Origin of the sequence: Psychrobacter celer, from assembly GCF_016107555.1 — a bacterium.
In the GTDB taxonomy this organism is placed as follows: Bacteria; Pseudomonadota; Gammaproteobacteria; order Pseudomonadales; family Moraxellaceae; genus Psychrobacter; species Psychrobacter celer.
The window spans coordinates 30,688-53,332 of sequence record NZ_JABASU010000017.1 but is presented as its reverse complement, the minus strand read 5'-3'; the positions used below and the strand labels follow the sequence as shown (position 1 = coordinate 53,332).

Below are 22,645 nucleotides of genomic sequence, written 5' to 3'. Positions count from 1 at the left end.
ATCGATAGCCATCTAAATGGGCTAAAAACGGCTAAGTCTGGCCAAACGGTGTCAAATAGCTGACGAGTATCTTGATATTATCTGCGCTATTTTCCTTGCTTGGCGGCAATTTATCTCATTTTTATCGCCATTTTTAAAATGAGGACAGGCCCTAGTGTTTTTACTTAAGTAAAAGAGTGGTATTGACGTCAACGACTCAATTTGATGGCGCAAATTATAACAAATTTACCTACTGATTTGTTTGGGTATCAATGTCTACTTATAAATATCTGTACGACCATCAGGGCCGTTTTTGAAGCGGCGATGGAACCACATCCACTGAGTCGGATCAATACGAATCAGTCCTTCTAATATCTCATTGACACGTGTTGCATCAGCCACCTCGTCATTACTAGGATAGTTCTCCAGTGCTGGGGTAATGGTCAGGTGATAATGAGGACGTTTGCCTCGCGGTAGGTTATCAGGCGTTTGCCGATAGGTATGCAGTGCCATGAGGGCAGGTGGATGCTGTTTGTCACCCAGTTTTGCCATACGTCTGGCGGCGGTAATGGTGGCCGCTGGTACACCAAAAAACGGTGCCATCACCCCTTGTTTGAGGCCATAATCCTGATCGGGTGAGTACCAAATCACGTGTCCGGCTTTGATTGAGGAGACTAGGCTTCGCATATCGCGGCTAGAGATTTGCTTACCAAAGATAGTGGTGCGGCCGTTGTAGATAAACCAATCGAGCAATGGATTGTTTTGAGGTCGGTACATACAATCGACAGGGAAAAACTGCGCGCTTAGCAAGCCGCCCAAATCTAGCATGGTGTAATGAGCACCCAATAAAATCACAGGGCGGTTGTCGTTTTGCGCATTAACCAAATGCTGTAGCCCTGAGATTGAGACAGTACGAGTAAAGACATTGGAGCGAAACCAAGCACATAAAGTCTCAAACACACCGATGCCCTGATTGACAAACACTTGCTTTGCCATTAGCTCGCGCTCCGCTTCTGGCTTTTCTGGAAAAGCCAGCCTAAGGTTTATCAGCGTATCACGCCGACGCGAGCCTGCTACGGTATAAACCAAAATACCCAGCTTACGGCCCAACCAAAACTGCCAACGCAGCGGCAGATATATCATCGGTAATATAAAAAAGAATAATAGCCAAATGCCCCAGTATTTGGGCAACAAAAACTGCCATTCAAAAGGCTTTTTTTCTGCTTGTGCGGTGCGTTTGTGATTTTGTGTGATGGTCGGCGTACCGGCAGGGATGGCCGGTGATTTGCTGTTGTTTTTGGCCGTATGATTAGGCGACGCAGGGCGTGAGCCTGATACATCAGTCTTTGGGTGCTTGCTGGGATCGTATTGTTCTGGCGCTTTCATAATAAGGATGAGGTAATAAAAGTTACTATCATGATGGGGTAGTGCTGAATACTTTGCAAGGTGGTTTTTGCGTGTAGCAGGTTTTTGTAGAATAGTCTTAGAAAAACAGCCATAAAAAAACCTTATAAGCTGTGACCAGCTTATAAGGTTTTGCAAATCTACTCTTTGGCTTAATGCGAATAGGACTGTTTTGAGATAAAGCGGCCAATCGCAAAAAGATAAGAGATAGCTTTGATTAACGTTTTGAGAATTGTGGACGTTTACGTGCTTTACGTAGACCCAATTTCTTACGTTCGACTTGACGTGAGTCACGAGTAACAAAACCAGCTGATTTTAGAGCAGGCTTTAATGTTTCGTCAGCTTCGATCAATGCACGCGTGATGCCGTGACGGATTGCGCCCGCTTGACCACTGATACCACCGCCTGCAACGGTTACGTATAGATCGTATTCGTTAGCAGAGTCTAGTAACTCTAGTGGCTGACGAACGACCATGCGTGAAGTTTCACGGCTGAAGTATTCATCAAGTGGTTTACCGTTAACAACGATAGCACCAGTACCTTTCGCTAAAAAGACACGAGCAGTAGACGTCTTGCGGCGACCAGTTCCGTAATTGCGTTCCATAAGTGACTCCTTAGATGTCTAGTTCTTTAGGTTGCTGTGCAGTATGTGGATGTTCTTCCCCGGCATATAGCTTTAGCTTCTTAATCATCGCATAGCCAAGAGGACCTTTTGGAAGCATACCCTTAACAGCTTTGTATAGAACATCTTCAGGCTTATGTGCAATCAGCTTGGTGAAGTTGGTTTCTTTGATACCACCTGGGTAACCACTGTGACGATAGTACTTTTTATCTTGTGCTTTTTTACCCGTTACCGCGATTTTTTCTGCGTTGATGACAATGATAAAGTCACCAGTATCTACGTGCGGAGTATAAGAAGTTTTATGCTTGCCACGTAAGCGAGTAGCAATTTGAGTGGCTAAGCGACCAAGGGTTTTGCCGTCAGCATCTACGACATACCAGTCATGGGTCACTTCAGCTGGTTTTGCACTAAGTGTTTTCATGATAAAACCTTAAAATTAGAATTCGTTGAGAGTTTAGCTGGGAACGGGGCTCTCAAAAAACAGACTGCACATTATAAGCAGTAGCGCCTACGCTTGCAAGCTGCATTGGGGTTTATTTTTGCCTTTATGCATCAAACTGCAGCGTTTGGCCAGTTTTTAAGCGGTTTTAGACATTTTGTAGGTGTTGCGTGATTTTGCTAAAAGCGGGGAGGCAAAGAAAAGCGATTTGCTTATCACTCACTTTTTGCAAGCACGCTGCAATTATGACGGTGCCAGCCGATAAAGTCCAGCGACAACTTGGCCAACTTTGGTTTGTTTTAGACAATCAAAGCTGATGCTTGTTGGTTCTGTCTGCGCCGCGCAGGTCGTTGATTGGCTAAGGTGGTCGGCCAATTGCTGCAATTGATCCTCTAGTGCTTTGTCTGCCTCAAGATATAGCAGCGTGTCGCTTGTGATCAACGACTGCTCGATGAGCGTCGTCAAGATAGGCTGCCATAAGTCCTGCGCATACGGCGGATCGATAAAGACGATATCAAAGTGACGTTGCAATGTTTGAGTGTGCGTCAGGACGTGTTCGGCGGTACCTTGGATAATCTGATAACGATGAGTCTCTAAGCGTAGCTGCGTGGCGCTTTGCTCAAGTAAGCGGCATTGGGCAGGATTTGGCTCGATAAAAGTAGTGTGCGCGGCGCCGCGGGACAGTGCTTCAAACCCCAACACCCCACTGCCTGCACAGCTGTCGAGCACATAAGCGCCGTGTATATCAGCCAGTAACCAGTTGAATAATGTCTCGCGCAGGCGGTCGGGCGTCGGACGCAAGCCTTCGGCGTCGACGAATCGGACGATACGGCGCTTGTGTTCTCCACCGATGATGCGGACATCTCCGGCAGAGCTGCTCTTTGCCAGATGGCTGGTTTTGGGTGTGCGGTTTTTAGCGGCGCGTCTGCTTGAGGGTTTTTTTGTCATGGCTTGGGTTACCGTGTCTGGTCATGGTCTTTATTTTGCTTATTATTCCTATGCATCCTATTGTGCCGCTGCATTGGCAGTTTGCTCAGCTTGTGCTTTTTCTTCTTTATCACGCAGCGCATCACGCATGGCTTTGTCAAATGCTTTTTGACGTTTAATGGCTTTTAGTTCGTCTGCTGTCGGTGGCAAGATAGGGTCATCGTGCCGCTGCAGTACCCAATAATCAAAGAGCGCGCGGCCAATTGGGGCGGCAACGGTACTACCGCCGCCACCGTTTTCGACCAACACCGCCAGCGCGATTTGCGGGTCATCGACAGGGGCAAAGCCACTAAACCACGCGTGGTCCCAGTGGCGCTTATCGAGTGCAGACTTATCATAGCGTTTGCCTTGGGCGATGGACTTGACTTGTGCGGTACCCGTCTTGCCTGCGATGCGATATTTGGAGGTATAAATACGGCGTCCGGTACCGTTTTTTATCACGCTCTCCATCGCGTCATGCATGCGTAGCCAGTCTGAGGGCTTGCCATTGTAGTCGATTTTGCCATCCGGTTTGCTGATGATCTTTACATCCGCTGCGCCGTCGCTACTTTTGAGTAGATGCGGGGTGATATGTTGCCCTTTACTGGCCGTCATGGCGGTGGCGTTGGCTACCTGTAGCGGCGTCGCCAAAAAATACCCTTGACCGATACTGACTGAGATGGTTTCACCCGGTAGCCAGTCTTTATCATAAGTTTCTTTTTTCCACTTCGGTGATGGCATGATACCTGAACGCTCATGCGGCAAGTCAATACCCGTCTGCTCTCCAAAACCAAAGCGCACCATCCAGTCATGCAGGCGCTGAATGCCCATCTCATAGGCGAGTTTATAGTAATAAGTGTCCACCGACATCACCACCGATTTTTTGAGGTCGACTGAGCCATGACCACCGCGTTTCCAGTCACGAAAACGGTGACTGTCGCCTGGCAAGCTAAAATACCCTGGGTCATAGATAGAGGTCTCCCACTCCCGTAGGCCATAATGCAGCGCGCCCAAGCCTTCAAAGGGCTTGATGGTAGAGGCAGGGGGATACATGCCCTGCAGCGCACGGTTGTACAGCGGCTGATCTGGGTCATCACGCAGGTCGCCATAATCTTTAAAGGAGATACCAGAGATAAAGGGGTTGGGGTCGTAGCTTGGGTTACTTACAAACGCCAGTACGTCGCCTGTTTTGGGGTCAATAGCCACAATGGCACCGCGGCGGCCATCTAGTTGCTGCTGGGCGACTTTTTGTAGGCCATAATCTAAGCTCAAAGTGATGTCGTTGCCCGCGATCGGTGGTTTGGTGTCTAGTTGGCGGATGATATTGCCGTGTGCATCGGTCTCAACCGATTGATAGCCTGGCTGCCCTAAGAGGATATCTTCATAATAATCTTCGATACCGATTTTACCGATGAGGTCAGTGCCTGCATAACGATCCTTGTCGATACGCTTGGTTTCTTTGTCATTGATACGGCCAACATAGCCAATGACATGGGCAAATAGCTCATCATAAGGGTAGGAGCGGGTCAGCTTACTTCGAATCGTCACGCCCCGAAAAAACGGTTTACGCTCGCTAAACTGCGCCACCTGCGCTTCGGTTAGGTCAATCTTGATGGTGACTGGATCGTTTTTGGCTTTGTTCAGACGCGCCAAAATATCAGTGACGTCCGTCTCTGTCAGATCAAAAATAGGCGCCAGCAAGTTTAAGGTGCGCTCAGGGTTTTCGACCTCATCAGGGCTGAGCATCGCGGTAAAGACAGGTTGATTGTCGGCCAAGATAATGCCGTTGCGATCATAGATATAGCCGCGGCTCGGCGGCGCTGAGATCAGCTTGATACGGTTATTGTCCGCTTGCGTCGTATATTTATCATGTGCATAGACCTGCAGATAGCCATAACGCAGTATCAGACCACCCAAGCCTAGAAGTATAATAGCGCCAAAGATGATAATGCGATTGGTAAAAATACGATTGACCTGTTCGGTATTGGGAGTCAGCGGTTTATTCATAAAAATCAAAGCCCAAACGGTCAGCGAGTCAATAAAGCTGAGTCAGCAAAACATGGATAAAAAAAACAAGCAAACAAATAGACAGGTTTGCCAAAGCGCGGTAAGAATAAAGGATAATGCAAAGGGTTTCAATCACATAGATGGTCTTTGCTCAAAAAGATATCTTAGCAACTGACTGGCTGATATCTTATGTGGTTGGTGGACAAATTATAACAGAAGCCATGCACGGGCGCAGTACTCGTCAGCGGGTTTGTCACGATTATCTGCTATCAGGCGCTATCTGGCCGACCGCCATCATCAAGTCTATATAAAGTGAATATCAGTAGACACGACCTAAAGGGCGCGAATGTTATGTTGGATGGGCTTATCAGCGCTGGCAGTGGCTCACCGTTATTTGTCAGATGAGTCACAACTTGCGCGCTGCGACGTGTGCTAATAAATAGCAAGTATGCTAAAATCAGGCGATTTGTTTTATAGTCGTTATGATGGCCGCGCGTCTTTTTGCCGCGCTCGAAGTTTGCTAACGCTCATTTACTAGCACCGACAATCAACCTGTCAGGAACCAGATAAATCATGGACGTAACTTCATTGTGGCAGACAATCGCTGAGCATCCAGAGTTTTTTGCCATGCTAACCATTCCGCCGGTGACCGCTTTTGTCACTTGGGCACACGTGTGGATGGCGCTCAAAATGCTGTTTTATCCGATTAAATTTTGGGGTATTCGTATCCCAAACTTTCCGTTTTTTGGTTTGCCAGGTATTGGCTGGCAGGGTATCGTGCCGCGTAAAGCCGGTAAGATATCGGGTGTTATCGTCGATCAGACATTATCAAAGCTTGGGTCGCTTGATGAATTTTTTCAGGCGATGGAGCCTGAGCAGATGGCGGTCTTTATCACGGAGACGGTCGATAAAAACCTTGAGATGTTGATTGATGAGATTATGCTCGATCATTCGCCAGCCTTATGGGGTAATTTGCCATATGCTGTCAAGCGCCGCGTCTACGCCCAAGCGCACAAAGAGCTCCCAAGCATCATGCAGTCCTTGGTGACGGATTTGACGTACCATGTCGAAGATCTTGTCGATATGCGTCAGATGATTGTCAATAAAATGGAGAGTGATCGCCGCTTGATGGTCAATATGTTTTTGAAAGTTGGCCAAAAAGAGATAGATTTTATCTGGCATATCAGTGCTTTGATTGGGCTGGTCTTTGGTATTATCCAGATGTTTATCTTTTTGGTGGTGCCGCAGCATTGGACCGTGCCGTTTTTTGCGGCGATTTGGGGCTTTTTGACCAATTGGATTGCGATTTGGATGGTGTTTAATCCCGTTGAGCCGCGTTTTATACCTTATGTGAAGTTTTTTACAGTTCGGCGCCGCTTTCCGTTTATTCAGCCGCAAATGCCGCACATTGCCCAGTACCGTTTGCAGGGCGGTTTTATGAAGCGGCAAGAAGAGGTCTCTGAGGTGTTTGCTGAGATTGTGGTGCGAGACTTGGTGACGTTAGAAAACATCATGAATGAGATGATGTATGGCGCGCGCGCGCCGCAGACGCGTGACTTGATGAAGTCGCATTTGTATCAGGTGTTAGAGTCGCCTGTGATCAGTACCACATTGCGTGTCGGGCTGGGCCGCCGTGAGTATGGTCAGCTAAAAAACACCATTATTGATAAGTCAATCGTGGCCACGATGGTGCCGCTGCGTGATCCTGAGCTCAATGAGAGCCGTGCCAGTAAAATATTTGGGATGTTTCGCGATCGGATTCGGGCACTGACGCCAAATGAGTTTCAAAACCTGCTGCGTCCTGCCTTCAAAGAGGACGAGATGACGCTGATCATCCTTGGTGGTTTGACAGGGTTTTTGGCAGGCTGGCTGCATTTGGTCTTGGTGTTTTTTCCTTCAGTACAGTGATCTGTCATGGGCGCATCGCTGAGTATCAGTATAAATAGCAGATACGTTTTTTGTATCAATGATTCCCATTGATACATCAAGACAATAGTAGCGAGTTTTACAGCTTCTATAGCCATTAAAACCGCCATTTTTAACCGTAAACTATGACCGCATAAAGGACTATTTCGCGTTTGCCAGTGGCCAAAAGGCTATTGGCGAATCCTTAATTGTATCCAAGGTAAACAAGGTTAGACCGTATGTTAATCACAGAATTGGGTTATTTTGCCTTGCTGGCCGCCTTTATATTGGCGATTTTGCAGGTGGTATTACCAACCGTTGGCGTCATGCGCGATCACGTTGCTTGGCAGCGTCTCGCGCCCAGTCTCGCGTGGGCACAGTTTGCTGCCATGATTTTTTCATTTGTTGCATTGATGGCAGGCTTTTATTTCAATGACTTTAGTCTCGTCTATGTCACGCAGCACTCTAATACTTTGTTGCCTTGGTACTATAAACTCTCGGCGACATGGGGCGGACACGAAGGCTCACTCTTGTTGTGGATGACCATCATGGCCACGTGGTGCGCGCTGGTCTCCTATTTTAGCCGTGGCTTACCGTTGTCGATGCGCGCGCGGGTACTCGTGATATTGGCCGGTGTGCAGGTCATGATGCTGGCGATGCTGATTTTTACTTCGTCGCCATTTGATCGTACCTTGCCCAATCTGCCCGTAGATGGGGTAGATCTCAACCCACTTTTGCAGGATTTTGGGCTGATCATTCACCCACCGATGCTGTATATGGGCTATGTGGGCTTAGCGGTGCCATTTGCTTTTTGTATGGCGGCATTGTGGGAAGGGCGTTTGGATGCAGTATGGACACGTTGGTCGCGTCCATGGGCGCTAGCGGCTTGGGGGTTTTTGACCGTTGGTATCGCTCTTGGCTCTTGGTGGGCGTATTATGAGCTTGGCTGGGGCGGCTGGTGGTTTTGGGATCCTGTAGAAAACGCCTCACTCATGCCGTGGCTGGCTGGTACGGCTTTGCTGCATTCGCTGGCGGTGACCGAAAAACGTGGGGTCTTTAAGGCTTGGACGATCATGCTGGCTATTTTTGCCTTTGCGCTGAGCTTGCTTGGTACTTTTTTGGTGCGCTCAGGGGTGATTACCTCCGTGCACTCATTTGCTGCCGACCCCACGCGCGGGCTGGTGGTTTTGATGATTCTTGGTATCGTTGTGGGCGGCGGCCTGTTGATGTTTGCAGTGCGCGGTTGGCGCTTGACGGTTGAGAGTCAGTATCAGCTGATCTCACGAGAGTCGTTTTTGGTGATTAACAACGTTATTATTTTAATTGCTACCTTGGTGGTATTGCTGGGTACGCTATATCCGATTATCGCTGACTCCTTTAACTTCGGTCAGGTCTCTGTTGGCCCTCCGTACTTCAACGCGCTGTTTGTGCCACTGACGTGGCTGCTGCTCATCGCGATGGGTATGGGCTCAAACATTCGCTGGAAAAAAGACAGCCGTCCACTCTTGGGCGCTGGCATGGTGATTGCCGCAAGTAGTCTGGTACTGGCTGCGATTATCACCTACTTTACTAGCCCCTCTGCCATGCTCAATATTGGCGTGACATTGGCGATTAGTTTTTGGGTGTTGTTTTGGATGGTCGTTGATTTCAAGGATAAAACCAAAAACGCCCCGAGTCGCCTGCAGGGGCTGCGCCAGCTGCGTCTGAGCTATTGGGGGCAACAAACCGCGCATATTGGTGTCATCATTGCTGTCATTGGTGTGGCCTTTACCAGCACGCTCAGCATCGAGCGTGATGTGGCACTAGGGCCAAACGAGAGCGTCCATGTCCAAGGCTATGACTTTACGGTTAAGGACTTTCGCGAAGTCAAAGGCAGTAACTTTGATGCTACTCAAGCTGAAGTATTGGTCAGCAAAGATGGGCGCGATGTCACAACTTTGTATCCTGAAAAACGTAATTATATCATCAGTATGATGCCAATGACCGAAGCTGCCGTTGATGCTAGCCTCATGCGTGACGTCTATGTGGCGCTTGGTGAGCCTATCGCCGCTGACAGTAACGAATGGGCAATTCGTATCTATGTGAAGCCACTGATTCGCTGGATATGGCTAGGCGCAATCATCATGGCGTTAGGTGCGCTGCTCAGTATGCTTGATAAGCGTTATCGTTTTAATAAGGACAAGACACCTGCGCAAGTCGCTGCCAAAAAATCAGGCTTTGCCACGGTTGCCGACTTGGACACACCAGCACCAAAGAGAGGGGCGTAAACACATGAGCTCATCCAATCATTCCTCTGAAAATAGCACCCAAAAAACCTCTGTACAGGGGTCTAAAACTATGAACAAAAAGCAGCTAAAAGTATGGTTCTTGATTCCGCTGATTGTGTTTATCGGCTTACTCGTTATGCTGTATATGCGTCTGGGTAAGCCCACAGATATCGTGACCAATACGGCGCTTGAGCGTCCGGTGCCGCCTTTTGAGTTGCCATTATTGTCAGACACCAGCCGTATCATGACCAACGACAATTTGCCCGATCAGCCGTTTTTGCTCAACGTTTGGGGCTCTTGGTGTCCCACTTGTATCATCGAGCATCCTTTTTTGATGCAGCTAGAGGAGCGCGGTGTCAACTTGGTGGGTGTCAACTACAAAGACGATATCGGTGATGCGCTCAGCTATCTCAACCGCGGCGGCGATCCGTTTTCGATGTCTATTCAAGATTTATCTGGTCAGTTTGCTTTGGATTTGGGGTTGACCGGTGCGCCTGAGACCTTTGTGGTCGATGGGAAGGGTGTTATTCGCCAGCATATTATTGGGGAAGTAAACGAGAGTAATTGGCAAAGCCGTATCACCCCTTGTCTTATGGTGCTCAATGACGCCAATGATAAAAACATCAGCCCAGATCCAGCTCAGGTTGCGGAGGCATGTAAATGATGGCCAATCACTTATCTACCCTGATACTGAAGCTAGCCGGCGTTGTCCTAGCGTGCTTGCTCAGTAGCGTAAGTTACGCGGCGATAGAGGTATATGATTTTGACTCTACACAACAAGAAGCCCAATATCGAGGACTAATCGAAGAGCTGCGTTGCCCGAAATGTCAAAACCAAAACTTGGCCGGCTCTGATGCGCCGATCGCTCAAGATTTAAAGCAAAAAACCTACGATATGGTAAAAGACGGTCGTAGTGATGGTGAGATTCGCGCTTATATGCAAGAGCGCTACGGAGACTTTATCAGCTACAAGCCGCCTGTACGTCCATCGACATGGATTTTATGGTTTTTTCCGCCATTGCTACTGATCGTATTATTGATAGGGTGGTTTTGGCAAAGCCGTCGCCGCCAGCTGGTAGCGAGCGGTCAGAGTAGAGTGACGGTAGATAATACCGCCTCGGAGCTGACTGCCGCCGAAAAAGCCGAACTTGATCGTCTGCTATCGCGTGCCAATAGCACCGATAATGACGCTCATGACACCACAAGCCCCGAGGACAAAAAATGACCATATTTTCTACTGCTGGCTTATTTATTGCTCTAAGCTTACTGATTGCCTTACTCCTTGCTGTTATTGCCATCATGCCATGGCTGCGCGCCACGCGTACATCAGGCACTTCTGTGGACAACCAGCTACTAGATATCAACGTGGCGGTGTTTCGCGAGCGTCTGGCAGAGCTAAAAACAGACAAAGACAGTGGCACCATCGATGATGCTCACTACCAAAATCAAAAGCTCGAGCTTGAACGGCAACTATTGGATGCTCAGCGTGAAGTCACGCCGATGGTCACCCCTGGTATCAAAAGCCGCTTGATCCTCATGGTTTGGGTGCCTGTATTGGCTGCGCTGGCGTATCTGATGGTGGGTGACCGAACGCCTGTGTTTGAGCTGTGGACGGCCGAAGACAAGGTTGGAAAAGTCGCTGATGACTTGTTGACTGGCAAAATCGATCAGCCACCTGTATGGGCAATCGAAAACGGCCAGCAGCTTATCAGCGCGATGCAGACCAATGTCTATCGTCATGCTGATGACCCCAATCGCTGGATGCGTTTATCTGAGCTGTTTTTGTCATTAGAAGCGACAGACTCGGCGCTAGAGGCATTATCACGCGCTTATCGCTTATCGCCTGATAACGAGGAGATTGCGACGACCTATGCACAGATCAGCTTCTTTGCCAATAAAGGCCAACTAGACGCCACCAGTCGCCGCGTCTTGCAGGACGTGCTGGCCAAAAACCCAAGCCATGAAGGCGCGCAAATGCTGATGGCCATGGGTGAGGCGCGTAGTAATAACTTTGAGGAGGCGCAAGGCTGGATTAAACGTCTGCGGAGCAGTATCGCGGCCAAACCTGGCGACCATACAAAAGCCTTAGCCAGCCTAGATGAGCTCAGCGCCAATGTCAGCGCGCAGCAGCAGCAAGCCTCAGAAGGGGTAGAGGTAAGCATTAGAATCAGCGCCAGCCTGTTGCCACTTGTCAAGGCAGACGATGTACTTTTTGTGGCGATACGTGATGTCAATGGTGGGCCGCCATTTGCCGCCAAGCGCTTACCGATCAGCGTGATCAAACAAGGCGAGGCCACTATCAGTCTAAGCGATCTCGATGCGATGATGCCTGAGCGCACCTTACAATCGGCGCGTGCAGACAAGGTACAGCTGGCAGTGATCGCTCGTATCAGTCATAGCGGTACCGCGACGGCTGAGTCAGGCGACTTGTCTGGCAACCCTGTGGTCATTAGTGCCGATCAAAATCAGGTCAATGTTGAAATCAATCAACAAATTCCCTAGTATTTATAACGGTTGTTAGTAGCGACTACTACCTGCTCAGTAAGCGCGCTGTCGTCGTCACAGCAGCGCGCAACTGCATTATATGAACAGAGAAGTCATTACGACTTTTTACTGCAGATAGTGAAAATACTTGAGCTTTGTCAAGCCACAAGGTAAGGTAGCTTAGCAACCAACCAATCCCTAAGTATTTATTAGTCCCAAAATCCTACCTATTAAGGAGAGTTGTGTAATGATGCGTATTATTTTGCTAGGTCCACCAGGCGCCGGTAAAGGTACCCAAGCCCAGTTTATTTCTAAAGAGTATGATATTCCGCAGATCTCAACTGGCGATATGTTACGAGCAGCAATAAAAGAAGGCAGTGAGCTTGGCAAACAAGCCAAAGACATCATGAATGCTGGTGGTTTGGTATCTGACGACCTTATCATTAACCTAGTGAAAGAACGTATCGCCAAGCCTGACTGTGCCAATGGTTGTATCTTAGATGGTTTTCCACGTACGATTCCACAAGCGCAAGCGCTGGCTGATGCGGATGTTGAAATCGACCATGTCATCGAAATCAGTGTACCTGATGACGAAATCGTCAAGCGTTTGTCTGGGCGTCGCCAGCACCCAGGCTCAGGCCGTGTTTACCACGTTGATCACAATCCGCCAAAGGTCGAAGGTATCGATGATGTAACGGGTGAAGCGCTGATTCAGCGTGAGGACGATCAAGAATCAACCATTCGTGATCGCCTAGCGACGTATCATCAGCAAACCTCAGCGCTGGTAGATTTTTATCAAAACAAAGCGGCTGAAGGTGGTGATGCGCCGAACTACGATAAGTTTGAGGGCACGCAAGCGATTGATGATGTCAAACAACAAATCTTAACGGCGCTAAAGGGTTAATCTTGTTATAAGATAACCGATGCCGTGATTGAAAGCCCTGTTTCTTAGCAGGGTTTTTTTATGGCTGATACGCACTCATATAGCCTTGCCCGCACAACCCTGCCCACACACAACCATACTCATAAAAAAACCGCTTACCTATGACAAGTAAGCGGCTTTTAATACGCATTTTGCACAACAGCTTTCTGCTTTAGCAGCTTACTGCTTATGCATTACCTTGCGCATCAACTTGTGCTTGCTGCTGGCTTTGTGCGTAGGCTTGGTCAAAGTTCACAGGAGCGAGCAGTAACTGCGGGAAGCTACCACGTGTGACGATGTCGCTGATGACTTCGCGTGCATAGGGGAATAGCACATTTGGGCAATAAGCGCCTAGAATTTGACCGATTTGGTCTTCTGGAATGTCTTTTAATAAGAAAATACCCGCTTGATGCACCTCAGCGATAAATGCAGCTTCGCCTGCGTTTTTTGCAGTCACGCTGACGGTCAAGACGATTTGATAATGATCGTCGTCTAGCTTTTCTGCGTTGCTAGAGAGATTGATGTCAAGCTCTGGGTTCCACTCTTTGGTAAATACGCTCGCGCCTGGCACCTCAAGTGACATGTCTTTTACATAAATGCGCTCTAGTGCCAATTGTGGTTGTGCTTGTTCTTCAGCCATGATAATTCCTCTAAAATTAAATCAAATGATTGGGCAAGTTATGATTAAAAATACTATAACAAAAGCTTCGTCATAAAAGCCTTATGATAATAGTAGCCAAGATTGAATCAAAAAGACCAATCTCGCCGTTTTATCACAGGCATTGCATAACACCGTGTTTTATTTTGCCGCTGCTTATCATTACACAGCTGATGACAAACCGCAAAACAAGGTTGCAAAAAACTTGTAAATTAACTAGCCAATAGCTCGTCAAGCTTGCCTTGTTGGTTCAGTTGATTGAGCTCATCAAAACCGCCGACAAAGGTATCACCCACAAAAATCTGTGGCACGGTGCGATAGTTATTGGTCTTTTGCATCAATGCGCGGCGCTCTTCGCTCGTCATATCGTGCATACCGATTTCTTCATAATCGACGCCTTTGGTTTTTAGTAGTTGTTTGGCGTTAGAGCAGTACGGGCAGATAGGCGTGGTATAAACTTTGACAGATACAGTCATGATAAATCCTTATTGGTCAGTATGGTCGTCAGTAATGACTTTATTATAAAAAACTACGCATAAAAAATATGAATAAAAAGTGGAATGCTTAACAGACCCTAGTGATTATAAAAAATACGATAAAAAATCATGTGATAAAAATGATGATTATCAGTTACTCACAAGTAAACGTGCGAGGTATTGGGTCGGGCTTATTAGTACAGTGGGGATGTGTCAGGCAAATTCAAGCGGGATGGGCCAAAAAGGCGCTGCAGCGATATAACTATAATCGATTCTAAATAAAAAAGTCATGTGTTTATTAACCAGCAAGGCCGCTAAAATTTTACTTGCGTGCTGCGCTCCCAGAGGCTGCGCAACCTACGTTTAAAAATAGCATCCCAGTAGCGCTATATTCTTTTTAGAGTGCATCGACTATATACCACATAAAAAAAGACACCTAAATGCGGTGTCTTTTTGATGGTTACTGATACTAAATAATGCAGTACCAGCTATTTGTGCAATGACGGCTTGGCCTTGCCTTTGGTTTTTGACTTAGCATCTTTTAGGCCAACGAGTGGCATACCAGCTGCCTGCCAGCCGCCAATGCCACCTTCTAAGCGATAAACGTCATCTTTGCCAATCATTTGAATGGCTGCGCCTGCCTGTACGCCCATGTCGCAGATAATGACCACTGGCTGCTGGATGGCGCGGATTTCTTCTAGGCGATCTTTTAGCTCAGTAAAAGGTATGTTGCGGCTGCCTTGAATATAGCCGGTCAAAAATTTCTTTTTGGCGCGAATATCGATCAGCTGCGCGTTTTGCGAGTTCACCATCATACCAAGCGTGTTGGGCGATATTTTTCTACCACTACGTTTGTTTTCGATGGTAAAAAACAGTACAGCAAGTACGGCTAATATACCAAACAAAAACGGGTGGTTGCCCACAAATTCTAGCGCACGATCCAAACCATACCTCCAAAAAATAAGTGTTCTATTAAGCCGAGAAGATAGCTCAATGATTTTGAACAAGGCGCTATTATACCGATTAGGTCATCTATAGTAAATGTATGATGAGCAACCTACGTTTTAATAATGCTGATTTGATACATAGCGTTGTTAATAGGGCTTGGTATCAGCCTCTTCGCTCAAGGTCACCAGGTTTTCGACTCGGCGCTGTAGCACATCACCATCAGCTACCGCTTGCCATAGCGCACAGCCTTTGCTGTTATGAGTATGTTTGCAATCACGAAACTGACAGTCACCGGCAAGCGGCGCAAGCTCAATAAAGCCTGAAATAATATCATCAGGATCTAAATGCCAGATACCATATTCGCGAATGCCAGGCGTATCGACGATGCCGCCTTGGGTAAGATCGTCTGGATTAAACGGCAATAAGCGACTGGTGGTGGTGGTATGCTGGCCAAGTTTCGAGTTTTCGGAGATGACGTTGACCATTTGCCCTGACTCAGGCAACAGCGCATTGATAAGACTGCTTTTACCGACGCCAGATTGTCCAGCAAAAATCACCAGCTTTTTATCTATATGACGCTTGAGCTCATCAAGACCTGTTTGGGCGTCGCTAGCGGCGATGTTTTCAGGACAGTCAACCGACGTCAGTACGCTCTCGTAACCAAGAGCCGCGTATTGAGTCAAAAGCTCTCTGGTATCGACGCCGTCTTCTTGCGCGAGTAGGTCGGCTTTGTTCAATACCAATAGCGGCTTGACGCCCGCGTGATGACAGACCACCAAATAGCGATCGATCAGGGACGCCGCCGCCGCTGGTAGTGGCGCAAACACGATCGCCAAGATATCGATATTGGCAGCGACAGGTTTGATCTTATGATACCGATCTGGGCGTGAGACAAGAGAGGTACGCGGTTTGACCGACTCGATACGGCCAAAGCCGGTATTGGGGTCAGCTGTCCAGCGTACGTGGTCGCCTGCCGCCAGCATAGGCAGGTTAGTACGCACATGACAGCGCCATATATCGCCCAACTCCAGTGCTTGCCAAAATGGCTCAGGATCATCAGGCGCAATCTCTGGCTGCACCGGTAGCACCGCAGGCAAGCTGGTGATTTGTACCTCTAGCTGCTTGCCATAATGCGCCATGACCACGCCATCCATCAAACTGTCATCGAGGCTGTCTTGACTGTCGAGCTGCTGTTTGTCAATGCGACGAATCTGTTGTTTAGTCAGTTTGCGTTGCCGTATTAATGCCATGGTTTTGACCTATTATAAAAATATTGCTAAGTGTAGCGTGAAAATTTGCTAACATACAGCCTAAACCGTCCGTGGCAGATAGTGGTTTTGTAATATCAGGGCTGATTTGGCACTGTTAAATCCCAAGCCCTCATCTTGTCACCGTAGATAAAACGGCACTTTTTATATAACAACTTGCTCCAAACATTATTGACCATAGGATATTTTATGACTACCGGCGACCATCCCAATAAAATTAAGATCAAAAATCAAGGCAAAAAAGGGTTGGTATGGATTGACTTAGAGATGACCGGACTTGACACCTTAAACGATGAGATTATCGAGATTGCCACTGTCGTCACTGACGAAGATTTAAACGTCCTTGCAGAAGGGCCGGTGTTTGCGATTAAAGTATCCGATCAGATATTAAACAAAATGGATGACTGGAACACCAAGCAACATGGTCAGTCGGGTCTGATCGATCGGGTGCGCCGTAGTAAGGTGACGCTGGCAGAGGCTGAAGCGGAAACCATTAAGTTTTTGAATAAATGGGTCGATAGCGGTAAGTCGCCGATGTGCGGTAACTCGATCTGTCAAGATCGTCGCTTTTTGGCGCGGCAAATGCCAGAGCTGGAGCGGTTCTTTCATTATCGCAACCTTGACGTGTCATCGATTAAAGAGCTGTGCTTTCGCTGGCGCCCTGATATCTTAAAAAACTTTGAAAAGGGCGGCAGCCATCTCGCGTTAGATGATATCCGCGATTCTATTCGTGAGCTTAAGCATTATCGTCAGCACTTTTTTAAACTCATGCCTTAATAAGATTGATAAGTTAAGCTCGATAAGTAATGATCTTGCACTTAATAAGTGAATAGCCAATTATAAAGGGTCTGCTAAATAGTTAGCAGACCCTTTATCCTATTACATCATTTTATGACATCGTTTGGTTTGTAAAAAATAAGCTAGACCAGTGAGCTAAATTCAACCAATTCAAAGTTAGCTTTATTGCTATCTGAGTGTGCATTAGCGATCATCACACCAATCACTGCGCTGACGGTTGGTTTACGGGTATCTTTATTTAGCAGCCGCCAATCACCCAGCACGTAGCGTTTTTTATCTGTCGTTGCTTGATGGGTATCTGGGCGATGGGTATGACCATGTAGTAGCGCATCGCTATTAGCCACGGCTTGTATTACCGCCTCATCGTTGACATCCATAATATGAGCGGCCTTATTGGCGTTGTTGTGTTGGCTTTTTTGGCGCATTTTTTCCGCGATGGCCAAGCGTTTTTTTAAGGATTTATTGAGCAGATACCACTGGGTCAGACGGTTGCGCATGATTTTACGAAAAAACTGATATTTTTTATCATCGGTACAGAGCGCGTCGCCATGCTCGAGACGGTAGTGTTGCTGCCCGATGGTTAACATATGCGGCTCATCAATCAGCTCCCCGCCAAACAGGTTGCAAAACGGCTGACCTAGCAGAAAATCACGATTGCCATGCATCACCAATATCTCACAGCCATTGATGCGCAGTTGTTTTAATTTAGCGATAAGCGGGGTGAGCCAGTGGGTTTGGCGCGCGTCATCTGATAACGCCAAATAAGCGTCATCACCGATCCAGACTTCAAACCAATCGCCTAAGATAAACAAGCGTTTGAGGACGGGCAGGGCCAGACAGTCATCAAGTAGCGCCAAAAAAGCCTGCACTAAGGCAGGCTCCTCTGGCGATAAATGCAAATCGCTGATGAATACTTGCCGCACCTCATGTGGGCGGGTCGTTATCAGATGATTAAACGTTTGCATTTATCATAATCCTTGTCGTCTATTGTCAGACTATCAGTAACACTTACTTATCACGACCTACTGAGAAACGATGGTCGCAGAGTTGATAACGACAGGCTCTTTTGGCACATCAGCATGCATGCCGAAGCGACCGGTTGGTACGCCGCGCATTTTGTCGATGACATCCATACCGCTGGTGACTTTACCAAATACTGTATAACCCCAGCCTTGCATGTTTTTGCCAGAGTGGTTGAGGAAGTCATTGTCTTTGACATTGATAAAGAATTGGCTGGTCGCTGAATGCGGATCTTGCGTACGCGCCATGGCGATAGTGCCTTTGTCATTCTTTAGGCCATTGTCCGCTTCGTTTTCGATAGGAGCATTGGTTGATTTTTCATTCATCTCAGCGTCCATACCGCCGCCTTGAATCATAAAGCCATCGATGATGCGATGAAAAATCGTGCCGTCATAATGGCCAGATTTTACGTAGTTTAAGAAGTTTTCTACGGTTTTTGGTGCTTTTTCTTCGTTGAGTTCGATGACGATCGCACCCATATTGGTGTCTAGTTCTACTACTGGCGGCATGTCTACCATGTGATATTCCTTTTTTGATTGCAGCGCCTTAAATGACGCTGTCAAGTGGTGGTTAAAAGTGGGTGGTTAAAAAGTTATGGCTAGTCTAACGGCTTTTTTGTCGTCTGTCATGTATCAGGCTGTTAATGGCTTTGCAAAAGCTGATAGAATAACGCAACGTTATCTTTTATCAGTCTTTTTTAATTTATCATTTTTGAGCGTGGTAACACGCGCTGAATACTTGCGCTAGGAGCAATGAGTAATGAGTGAGCACTCAAGCAATAATGCACAAAAAAACGACTTTATTCGTAATATCATTCGTGATGATATTAAGGCGCAAAAATACCCCCAAATCGTAACGAGATTTCCCCCTGAACCAAACGGCTATTTGCACTTAGGTCATGTCAAATCAATCTGTCTAAACTTTGGTATTGCTGAGGAGTTTGGCGGGGTCTGTAATTTGCGTTTTGATGACACCAACCCAACGGCAGAAAAACAAGACTTCATCGACAATATCGAAAACGATGTCAAATGGCTTGGGTTTGAGTGGGCAGGCGAGGCGCATCATGCCTCAGGTTATTTTGATCAGCTCTATGCGTGGGCGGTGCAGCTTATTGAGCAGGGCGACGCTTATGTGGATTTGCAGTCGCCTGAACAAATCCGCGACAACCGTGGCTCATTTAATGAGGCAGGTACGCCATCACCGCAGCGTGATGCTAGTGTCGCAGAAAACTTAGCGCGCTTTAATGAGATGAAAGACGGCAAGTTTGCCGAAGGCGAAGCGGTGCTACGTGCCAAGATTGATATGGCCAGCCCAAACATGAACATGCGTGACCCTGTCATCTACCGCGTTATGCACCAAGCGCATCATCAAACCGGCGATAAATGGTGCATCTATCCGATGTATGACTTTGCCCATCCGCTCTCTGATGCGCTCGAAGGTATTACTCATTCGTTGTGTACACTGGAGTTTGAAGACCATCGTCCGTTTTATGATTGGACGGTAGAAAAAATCGGCTTTGAGGTGCCGCCGCATCAGTATGAGTTTAGTCGCTTAAATGTCGACCACACCATGACCAGTAAGCGCAAGCTCAAACAGTTGGTCGATGAAGGGGTGGTGAGCGGCTGGGATGACCCGCGTATGCCGACCATCGCAGGTATGCGCCGCCGTGGTTATACGCCAGAGGGTTTGCGCGATTTCTGTGAGCGCGTTGGCGTGACCAAAGTCGACAGCGTTGTTGATTTTCGTCTATTAGAATTTAGCATTCGTCAATCACTCGAGACGACGACCGCGCGCGGCATGGCGGTGCTTAAGCCGTTAAAAGTGACGATTACTAACTTTAGCGATGCGGTTAGCAGCTGGGAGTCACAAAAGGCTGATAGCGTCAATGCGCGCTGGGATGAAGACGCTCAGACTCTATGGCTCAAGCAGCCAAAACATCCCAACATCGATATGGGTGAGCGTGAGATTCCATTTACCGAAACCCTTTATATCGACCAAGGCGACTATGAGATTGAGCCGCCAGCCGGTTATAAGCGCCTGTCACCAGCAAAGCCAGAAATCCGCCTGCGTAACACCTATGTGCTGGCCGTGACTGAGCACATTACGGACGATGCTGGTAATGTGACTGAGCTAAAAGCGACGATTGATCCTGCGACATTGGGCAACAACCCTGAAGGCCGCAAAGTCAAAGGCGTGATTCATTGGGTATCAGCCAGCCTTGGCGTGCCTGCGACCGTGCGTATGTATGAGCAGTTATTTAGTGTCGAGGACCCAGGTAGTGCCAGTGATGTGCATCAAGTACTCAATCCCAATTCATTGACTGAGCTTGCAGCAGTGGTTGAGCCGTCACTTGCCAACGCAGATGCTGGCACGCGCTTTCAGTTTGAGCGTGAAGGTTACTTCATCGCCGATAGCGAAGAGCACACCAGTGACAAGCCGGTATTTAACCAAATCGTCAGCTTACGCGACAGTTATAAGCCAGCTTAATGCATAGCCTTTGAGCTTGCCCTTAGGGCTTAACGTCAAATTATTATGTCAAATCATTGTCCTTTTATACTGACCCATCTCTAGTGCGCTAGGGGTGGGTTTTTATGAATTTTGCTTGTGGGATACAGGCATGGTAGTTTAATGCGCTATGCTACCTATATACTGGTTTATTTAGTGATAAATGGAATAAGCGCATTACAATCCTTCACAAGACATTCATAACCAGTTTGGTACTATAAAGTGAGTTTTTATTGATGCACTAGACGGGATAAGCAAATGATCAAACCGTCTCGCACATTGCAATAATCGGTTTATAATAATAGGGCGCATAAGACAGTAAGATCGGCGCTCATCATTCATATAAATAAGGAATTTAGTATGGCACATTTACGTTTAGGCGACACCGCACCAAACTTTGATGCAACCACCACAGAGGGTGATATCAATTTTTATGATTGGGCGGGTGATAGCTGGGTGGTATTATTTTCGCATCCTGCCGACTATACGCCAGTTTGTACTACTGAGCTTGGCCGCACCGCTGCATTGGGCGGTGAGTTCCAAAAACGCAATGTCAAGCCGATTGCTTTGTCAGTGGACGGCTTAGAAGATCACAAAGGCTGGGTCAGCGACATCGAAGAGACACAAGGCGCTGCGGTGAAATTCCCTATCATTGCAGACTCTGATCGCACGGTTGCGGATTTGTATGACATGATTCACCCAAATGCTGATAACACCGCGACAGTTCGCAGCGTGTTTATCATTGATCCAAACAAAAAAGTACGTCTGACCCTGACCTATCCAGCCAGCTGTGGTCGTAACTTTGATGAGATCGTTCGGGTCATCGATGCGCTACAGTTGTCTGATGAATATAATGTTGCCACACCAGTCGATTGGAAAGATGGCGACGATGTGATCATCCCGCCAAGTGTCAAAAACGAAGACATCCCTGCCAACTATCCAAAAGGCCATACAGAAATTAAGCCCTATCTACGTACCACACCTGCCCCTAATAAATAAGTGGCAGTGAATGGCAAGTCGCATGATACAAAGTCTCACGACGTAAAGTTGTGAGGCTTTTTTTATATCTCAATCATCGTATTTATCTAGCTTTAGGCCTCTGCCGTGACAAAAGACAAGAAAGCTTTGCTATGGTGCGCTGAGTAAGCTATAACTATAATAAAGCGTCAGAATGTGAGCCAGATTTGAGTGGGTCGTAGCCACTCAATACGAATGCTCAGCAAGGCTCGTTACTCATTACAATAATGGCTGGCAGCGCTAAATCGTTATCTATCTATTTTACAAGGAGTTTATTATGAAAAAACTATACGTCACTCGTACTGCCCCAAACCCGCGTAAAGCTTTGATACTTTTGGCATCAAAAGGGATTGATGTCGATGACATGGATGACGTCGATGTGATAGATATCGACTTTGCAGCCAACGAGCAGATGTCGGCGGAATTTACCAAGATCAATCCGATGCAGACGGTACCGGTCTTGACCTTAGACGATGGGACGGTGCTCAACGACTCACAAGCGGTCTGTGAGTATCTAGACCGCGTCTATGGCGAGCGCTCTGTGATGGGAAATGATGTGGTACAGCGCGCGCAAGTTTGCGCCATGCGCCGGATCGCTGAGCTTGAAGTGTTGTACAACCTAATGCTGGCATTTCAGCACAGTCATCCTTCCAAGGCTCAGCGCGTCGAGCAGGTTCCTGAGTTTGTCCAGCCATCTATCGCCCGTGCCACCAAAGCCATGGGCTATTTTGAGAACGCTTTAGTAGGTCGCGACTATCTCGTGGGTGAGCAGTTAAGCTTTGCTGATATTGTGCTGTACTTGGGGTTAGATTTTGGCAAAATACTTAAAGTCGACCCAAGCAAGCAAGGTGAAAACCTAGCGCGCTTTTATCAAAAAATGAATGAGCAGTTTAGTATCAAAAATATGGCAAAAGCCAAGCCCGTAGATGGCAGTAAGTGATGAGAGATTGATAAGTAGTCG

General features: G+C 47.5%; 21 protein-coding genes. 10 read left to right on the top strand and 11 right to left on the bottom strand.

All coding sequences use genetic code 11. The annotated features are described in order from the left end of the window. Positions 1–255 precede the first annotated feature (255 nt). The 5 genes from JFC05_RS08905 to mrdA form a co-directional block, all read right to left on the bottom strand. Positions 256–1,365 carry a lysophospholipid acyltransferase family protein gene (locus JFC05_RS08905; RefSeq protein ID WP_198336620.1) on the bottom strand — a complete coding sequence of 370 codons (1,110 nt, stop codon included), beginning with the start codon at positions 1,363–1,365 and terminating at the stop codon, positions 256–258. Positions 1,366–1,600: 235 nt separating this feature from the next. Next, positions 1,601–1,987, bottom strand: coding sequence for a 30S ribosomal protein S9 (rpsI, locus tag JFC05_RS08900; protein WP_075100631.1), 387 nt, complete (start codon positions 1,985–1,987; stop codon positions 1,601–1,603). Between the two features lie 10 nt (positions 1,988–1,997). Beyond that, on the bottom strand, positions 1,998–2,426 hold the full coding sequence (rplM, locus tag JFC05_RS08895; RefSeq protein ID WP_198336619.1) for a 50S ribosomal protein L13: 429 nt from the start codon (positions 2,424–2,426) through the stop codon (positions 1,998–2,000). Positions 2,427–2,687: 261 nt separating this feature from the next. After that, a complete protein-coding gene (rsmD, locus tag JFC05_RS08890) occupies positions 2,688–3,392 on the bottom strand; it encodes a 16S rRNA (guanine(966)-N(2))-methyltransferase RsmD (protein WP_198336618.1) in 705 nt (234 codons plus the stop codon). A 57-nt stretch (positions 3,393–3,449) separates the two neighbouring features. Then, positions 3,450–5,417, bottom strand: coding sequence for a penicillin-binding protein 2 (mrdA, locus tag JFC05_RS08885; RefSeq protein WP_198336617.1), 1,968 nt, complete (start codon positions 5,415–5,417; stop codon positions 3,450–3,452). A 573-nt stretch (positions 5,418–5,990) separates the two neighbouring features. On the opposite strand from mrdA, the gene JFC05_RS08880 reads away from it, so the two are divergent. From JFC05_RS08880 to adk, 6 genes are all read left to right on the top strand, one after another. Then, a complete protein-coding gene (locus JFC05_RS08880) occupies positions 5,991–7,325 on the top strand; it encodes a DUF445 domain-containing protein (protein ID WP_105243877.1) in 1,335 nt (444 codons plus the stop codon). Between the two features lie 236 nt (positions 7,326–7,561). Beyond that, entirely contained in the window at positions 7,562–9,589 is a 2,028-nt protein-coding gene (locus tag JFC05_RS08875; protein ID WP_198336616.1) for a heme lyase CcmF/NrfE family subunit, read from the top strand. Positions 9,590–9,593: 4 nt separating this feature from the next. Further along, a complete protein-coding gene (locus JFC05_RS08870) occupies positions 9,594–10,253 on the top strand; it encodes a DsbE family thiol:disulfide interchange protein (RefSeq protein ID WP_075100637.1) in 660 nt (219 codons plus the stop codon). Continuing rightward, positions 10,250–10,813, top strand: a complete 564-nt coding sequence (locus tag JFC05_RS08865; protein ID WP_198336615.1) for a cytochrome c-type biogenesis protein — start codon at positions 10,250–10,252, stop codon at positions 10,811–10,813. Before JFC05_RS08870 ends, JFC05_RS08865 begins: the two co-directional genes overlap by 4 nt. Continuing rightward, entirely contained in the window at positions 10,810–12,090 is a 1,281-nt protein-coding gene (gene ccmI, locus JFC05_RS08860; RefSeq protein ID WP_198336614.1) for a c-type cytochrome biogenesis protein CcmI, read from the top strand. The genes JFC05_RS08865 and ccmI overlap by 4 nt, the downstream gene beginning before the upstream one ends. Positions 12,091–12,322: 232 nt before the next feature. After that, positions 12,323–12,976 (top strand): adenylate kinase, encoded by a 654-nt coding sequence (adk, locus tag JFC05_RS08855; protein ID WP_198336632.1) that lies wholly within the window; start codon positions 12,323–12,325, stop codon positions 12,974–12,976. Positions 12,977–13,181: 205 nt separating this feature from the next. Here the strand turns inward: adk and secB are convergent, their stop codons facing one another. The 4 genes from secB to rsgA all read right to left on the bottom strand — a co-directional run bounded on the left by secB (position 13,182) and on the right by rsgA (position 16,326). Then, a complete protein-coding gene (secB, locus tag JFC05_RS08850) occupies positions 13,182–13,634 on the bottom strand; it encodes a protein-export chaperone SecB (protein ID WP_075100642.1) in 453 nt (150 codons plus the stop codon). A gap of 230 nt (positions 13,635–13,864) precedes the next feature. Further along, the gene (gene grxC / locus JFC05_RS08845) at positions 13,865–14,128 is read right to left on the bottom strand and encodes a glutaredoxin 3 (RefSeq protein ID WP_198336613.1); all 264 of its coding nucleotides are present in this window, start codon (positions 14,126–14,128) and stop codon (positions 13,865–13,867) included. A 488-nt stretch (positions 14,129–14,616) separates the two neighbouring features. Beyond that, positions 14,617–15,072 carry a rhodanese-like domain-containing protein gene (locus tag JFC05_RS08840; RefSeq protein WP_093068718.1) on the bottom strand — a complete coding sequence of 152 codons (456 nt, stop codon included), beginning with the start codon at positions 15,070–15,072 and terminating at the stop codon, positions 14,617–14,619. Positions 15,073–15,222: 150 nt separating this feature from the next. Next, positions 15,223–16,326, bottom strand: a complete 1,104-nt coding sequence (gene rsgA, locus JFC05_RS08835) for a ribosome small subunit-dependent GTPase A (protein ID WP_198336612.1) — start codon at positions 16,324–16,326, stop codon at positions 15,223–15,225. Positions 16,327–16,533: 207 nt separating this feature from the next. Here rsgA and orn point away from each other — a divergent pair, with 207 nt between their 5' ends. After that, positions 16,534–17,121 (top strand): oligoribonuclease, encoded by a 588-nt coding sequence (gene orn, locus JFC05_RS08830; RefSeq protein ID WP_198336611.1) that lies wholly within the window; start codon positions 16,534–16,536, stop codon positions 17,119–17,121. Between the two features lie 143 nt (positions 17,122–17,264). Here the strand turns inward: orn and JFC05_RS08825 are convergent, their stop codons facing one another. Both JFC05_RS08825 and JFC05_RS08820 read right to left on the bottom strand, forming a co-directional pair. Continuing rightward, the gene (locus tag JFC05_RS08825; RefSeq protein WP_198336610.1) at positions 17,265–18,107 is read right to left on the bottom strand and encodes a UDP-2,3-diacylglucosamine diphosphatase; all 843 of its coding nucleotides are present in this window, start codon (positions 18,105–18,107) and stop codon (positions 17,265–17,267) included. 57 nt (positions 18,108–18,164) lie between these two features. Beyond that, the gene (locus JFC05_RS08820) at positions 18,165–18,680 is read right to left on the bottom strand and encodes a peptidylprolyl isomerase (RefSeq protein WP_198336609.1); all 516 of its coding nucleotides are present in this window, start codon (positions 18,678–18,680) and stop codon (positions 18,165–18,167) included. Positions 18,681–18,921: 241 nt separating this feature from the next. On the opposite strand from JFC05_RS08820, the gene JFC05_RS08815 reads away from it, so the two are divergent. From JFC05_RS08815 to JFC05_RS08805, 3 genes are all read left to right on the top strand, one after another. Then, entirely contained in the window at positions 18,922–20,649 is a 1,728-nt protein-coding gene (locus JFC05_RS08815) for a glutamine--tRNA ligase/YqeY domain fusion protein (protein ID WP_198336608.1), read from the top strand. A gap of 378 nt (positions 20,650–21,027) precedes the next feature. Then, complete coding sequence (locus JFC05_RS08810) at positions 21,028–21,666, top strand: peroxiredoxin (protein ID WP_093068729.1); 639 nt, start codon at positions 21,028–21,030, stop codon at positions 21,664–21,666. 295 nt (positions 21,667–21,961) lie between these two features. After that, positions 21,962–22,624: a glutathione S-transferase family protein gene (locus JFC05_RS08805; RefSeq protein ID WP_192995150.1), complete on the top strand. Its 663-nt coding sequence runs from the start codon at positions 21,962–21,964 to the stop codon at positions 22,622–22,624. Positions 22,625–22,645 lie beyond the last annotated feature (21 nt).

Bases quoted from the DNA above. Each gene is read 5' to 3' on its own strand.
- JFC05_RS08820 (WP_198336609.1), bottom strand. From the start codon at position 18,680: ATGGTAGACATGCCGCCAGTAGTAGAACTAGACACCAATATGGGTGCG.
- JFC05_RS08810 (WP_093068729.1), top strand. From the start codon at position 21,028: ATGGCACATTTACGTTTAGGCGACACCGCACCAAACTTTGATGCAACC.
- rpsI (WP_075100631.1), bottom strand. From the start codon at position 1,987: ATGGAACGCAATTACGGAACTGGTCGCCGCAAGACGTCTACTGCTCGT.
- JFC05_RS08805 (WP_192995150.1), top strand. From the start codon at position 21,962: ATGAAAAAACTATACGTCACTCGTACTGCCCCAAACCCGCGTAAAGCT.
- JFC05_RS08825 (WP_198336610.1), bottom strand. From the start codon at position 18,107: ATGCAAACGTTTAATCATCTGATAACGACCCGCCCACATGAGGTGCGG.
- JFC05_RS08880 (WP_105243877.1), top strand. From the start codon at position 5,991: ATGGACGTAACTTCATTGTGGCAGACAATCGCTGAGCATCCAGAGTTT.
- secB (WP_075100642.1), bottom strand. From the start codon at position 13,634: ATGGCTGAAGAACAAGCACAACCACAATTGGCACTAGAGCGCATTTAT.
- JFC05_RS08865 (WP_198336615.1), top strand. From the start codon at position 10,250: ATGATGGCCAATCACTTATCTACCCTGATACTGAAGCTAGCCGGCGTT.
- JFC05_RS08815 (WP_198336608.1), top strand. From the start codon at position 18,922: ATGAGTGAGCACTCAAGCAATAATGCACAAAAAAACGACTTTATTCGT.
- JFC05_RS08870 (WP_075100637.1), top strand. From the start codon at position 9,594: ATGAGCTCATCCAATCATTCCTCTGAAAATAGCACCCAAAAAACCTCT.
- grxC (WP_198336613.1), bottom strand. From the start codon at position 14,128: ATGACTGTATCTGTCAAAGTTTATACCACGCCTATCTGCCCGTACTGC.
- adk (WP_198336632.1), top strand. From the start codon at position 12,323: ATGCGTATTATTTTGCTAGGTCCACCAGGCGCCGGTAAAGGTACCCAA.
- JFC05_RS08875 (WP_198336616.1), top strand. From the start codon at position 7,562: ATGTTAATCACAGAATTGGGTTATTTTGCCTTGCTGGCCGCCTTTATA.
- rsmD (WP_198336618.1), bottom strand. From the start codon at position 3,392: ATGACAAAAAAACCCTCAAGCAGACGCGCCGCTAAAAACCGCACACCC.
- rplM (WP_198336619.1), bottom strand. From the start codon at position 2,426: ATGAAAACACTTAGTGCAAAACCAGCTGAAGTGACCCATGACTGGTAT.
- rsgA (WP_198336612.1), bottom strand. From the start codon at position 16,326: ATGGCATTAATACGGCAACGCAAACTGACTAAACAACAGATTCGTCGC.
- ccmI (WP_198336614.1), top strand. From the start codon at position 10,810: ATGACCATATTTTCTACTGCTGGCTTATTTATTGCTCTAAGCTTACTG.
- mrdA (WP_198336617.1), bottom strand. From the start codon at position 5,417: ATGAATAAACCGCTGACTCCCAATACCGAACAGGTCAATCGTATTTTT.
- JFC05_RS08905 (WP_198336620.1), bottom strand. From the start codon at position 1,365: ATGAAAGCGCCAGAACAATACGATCCCAGCAAGCACCCAAAGACTGAT.
- orn (WP_198336611.1), top strand. From the start codon at position 16,534: ATGACTACCGGCGACCATCCCAATAAAATTAAGATCAAAAATCAAGGC.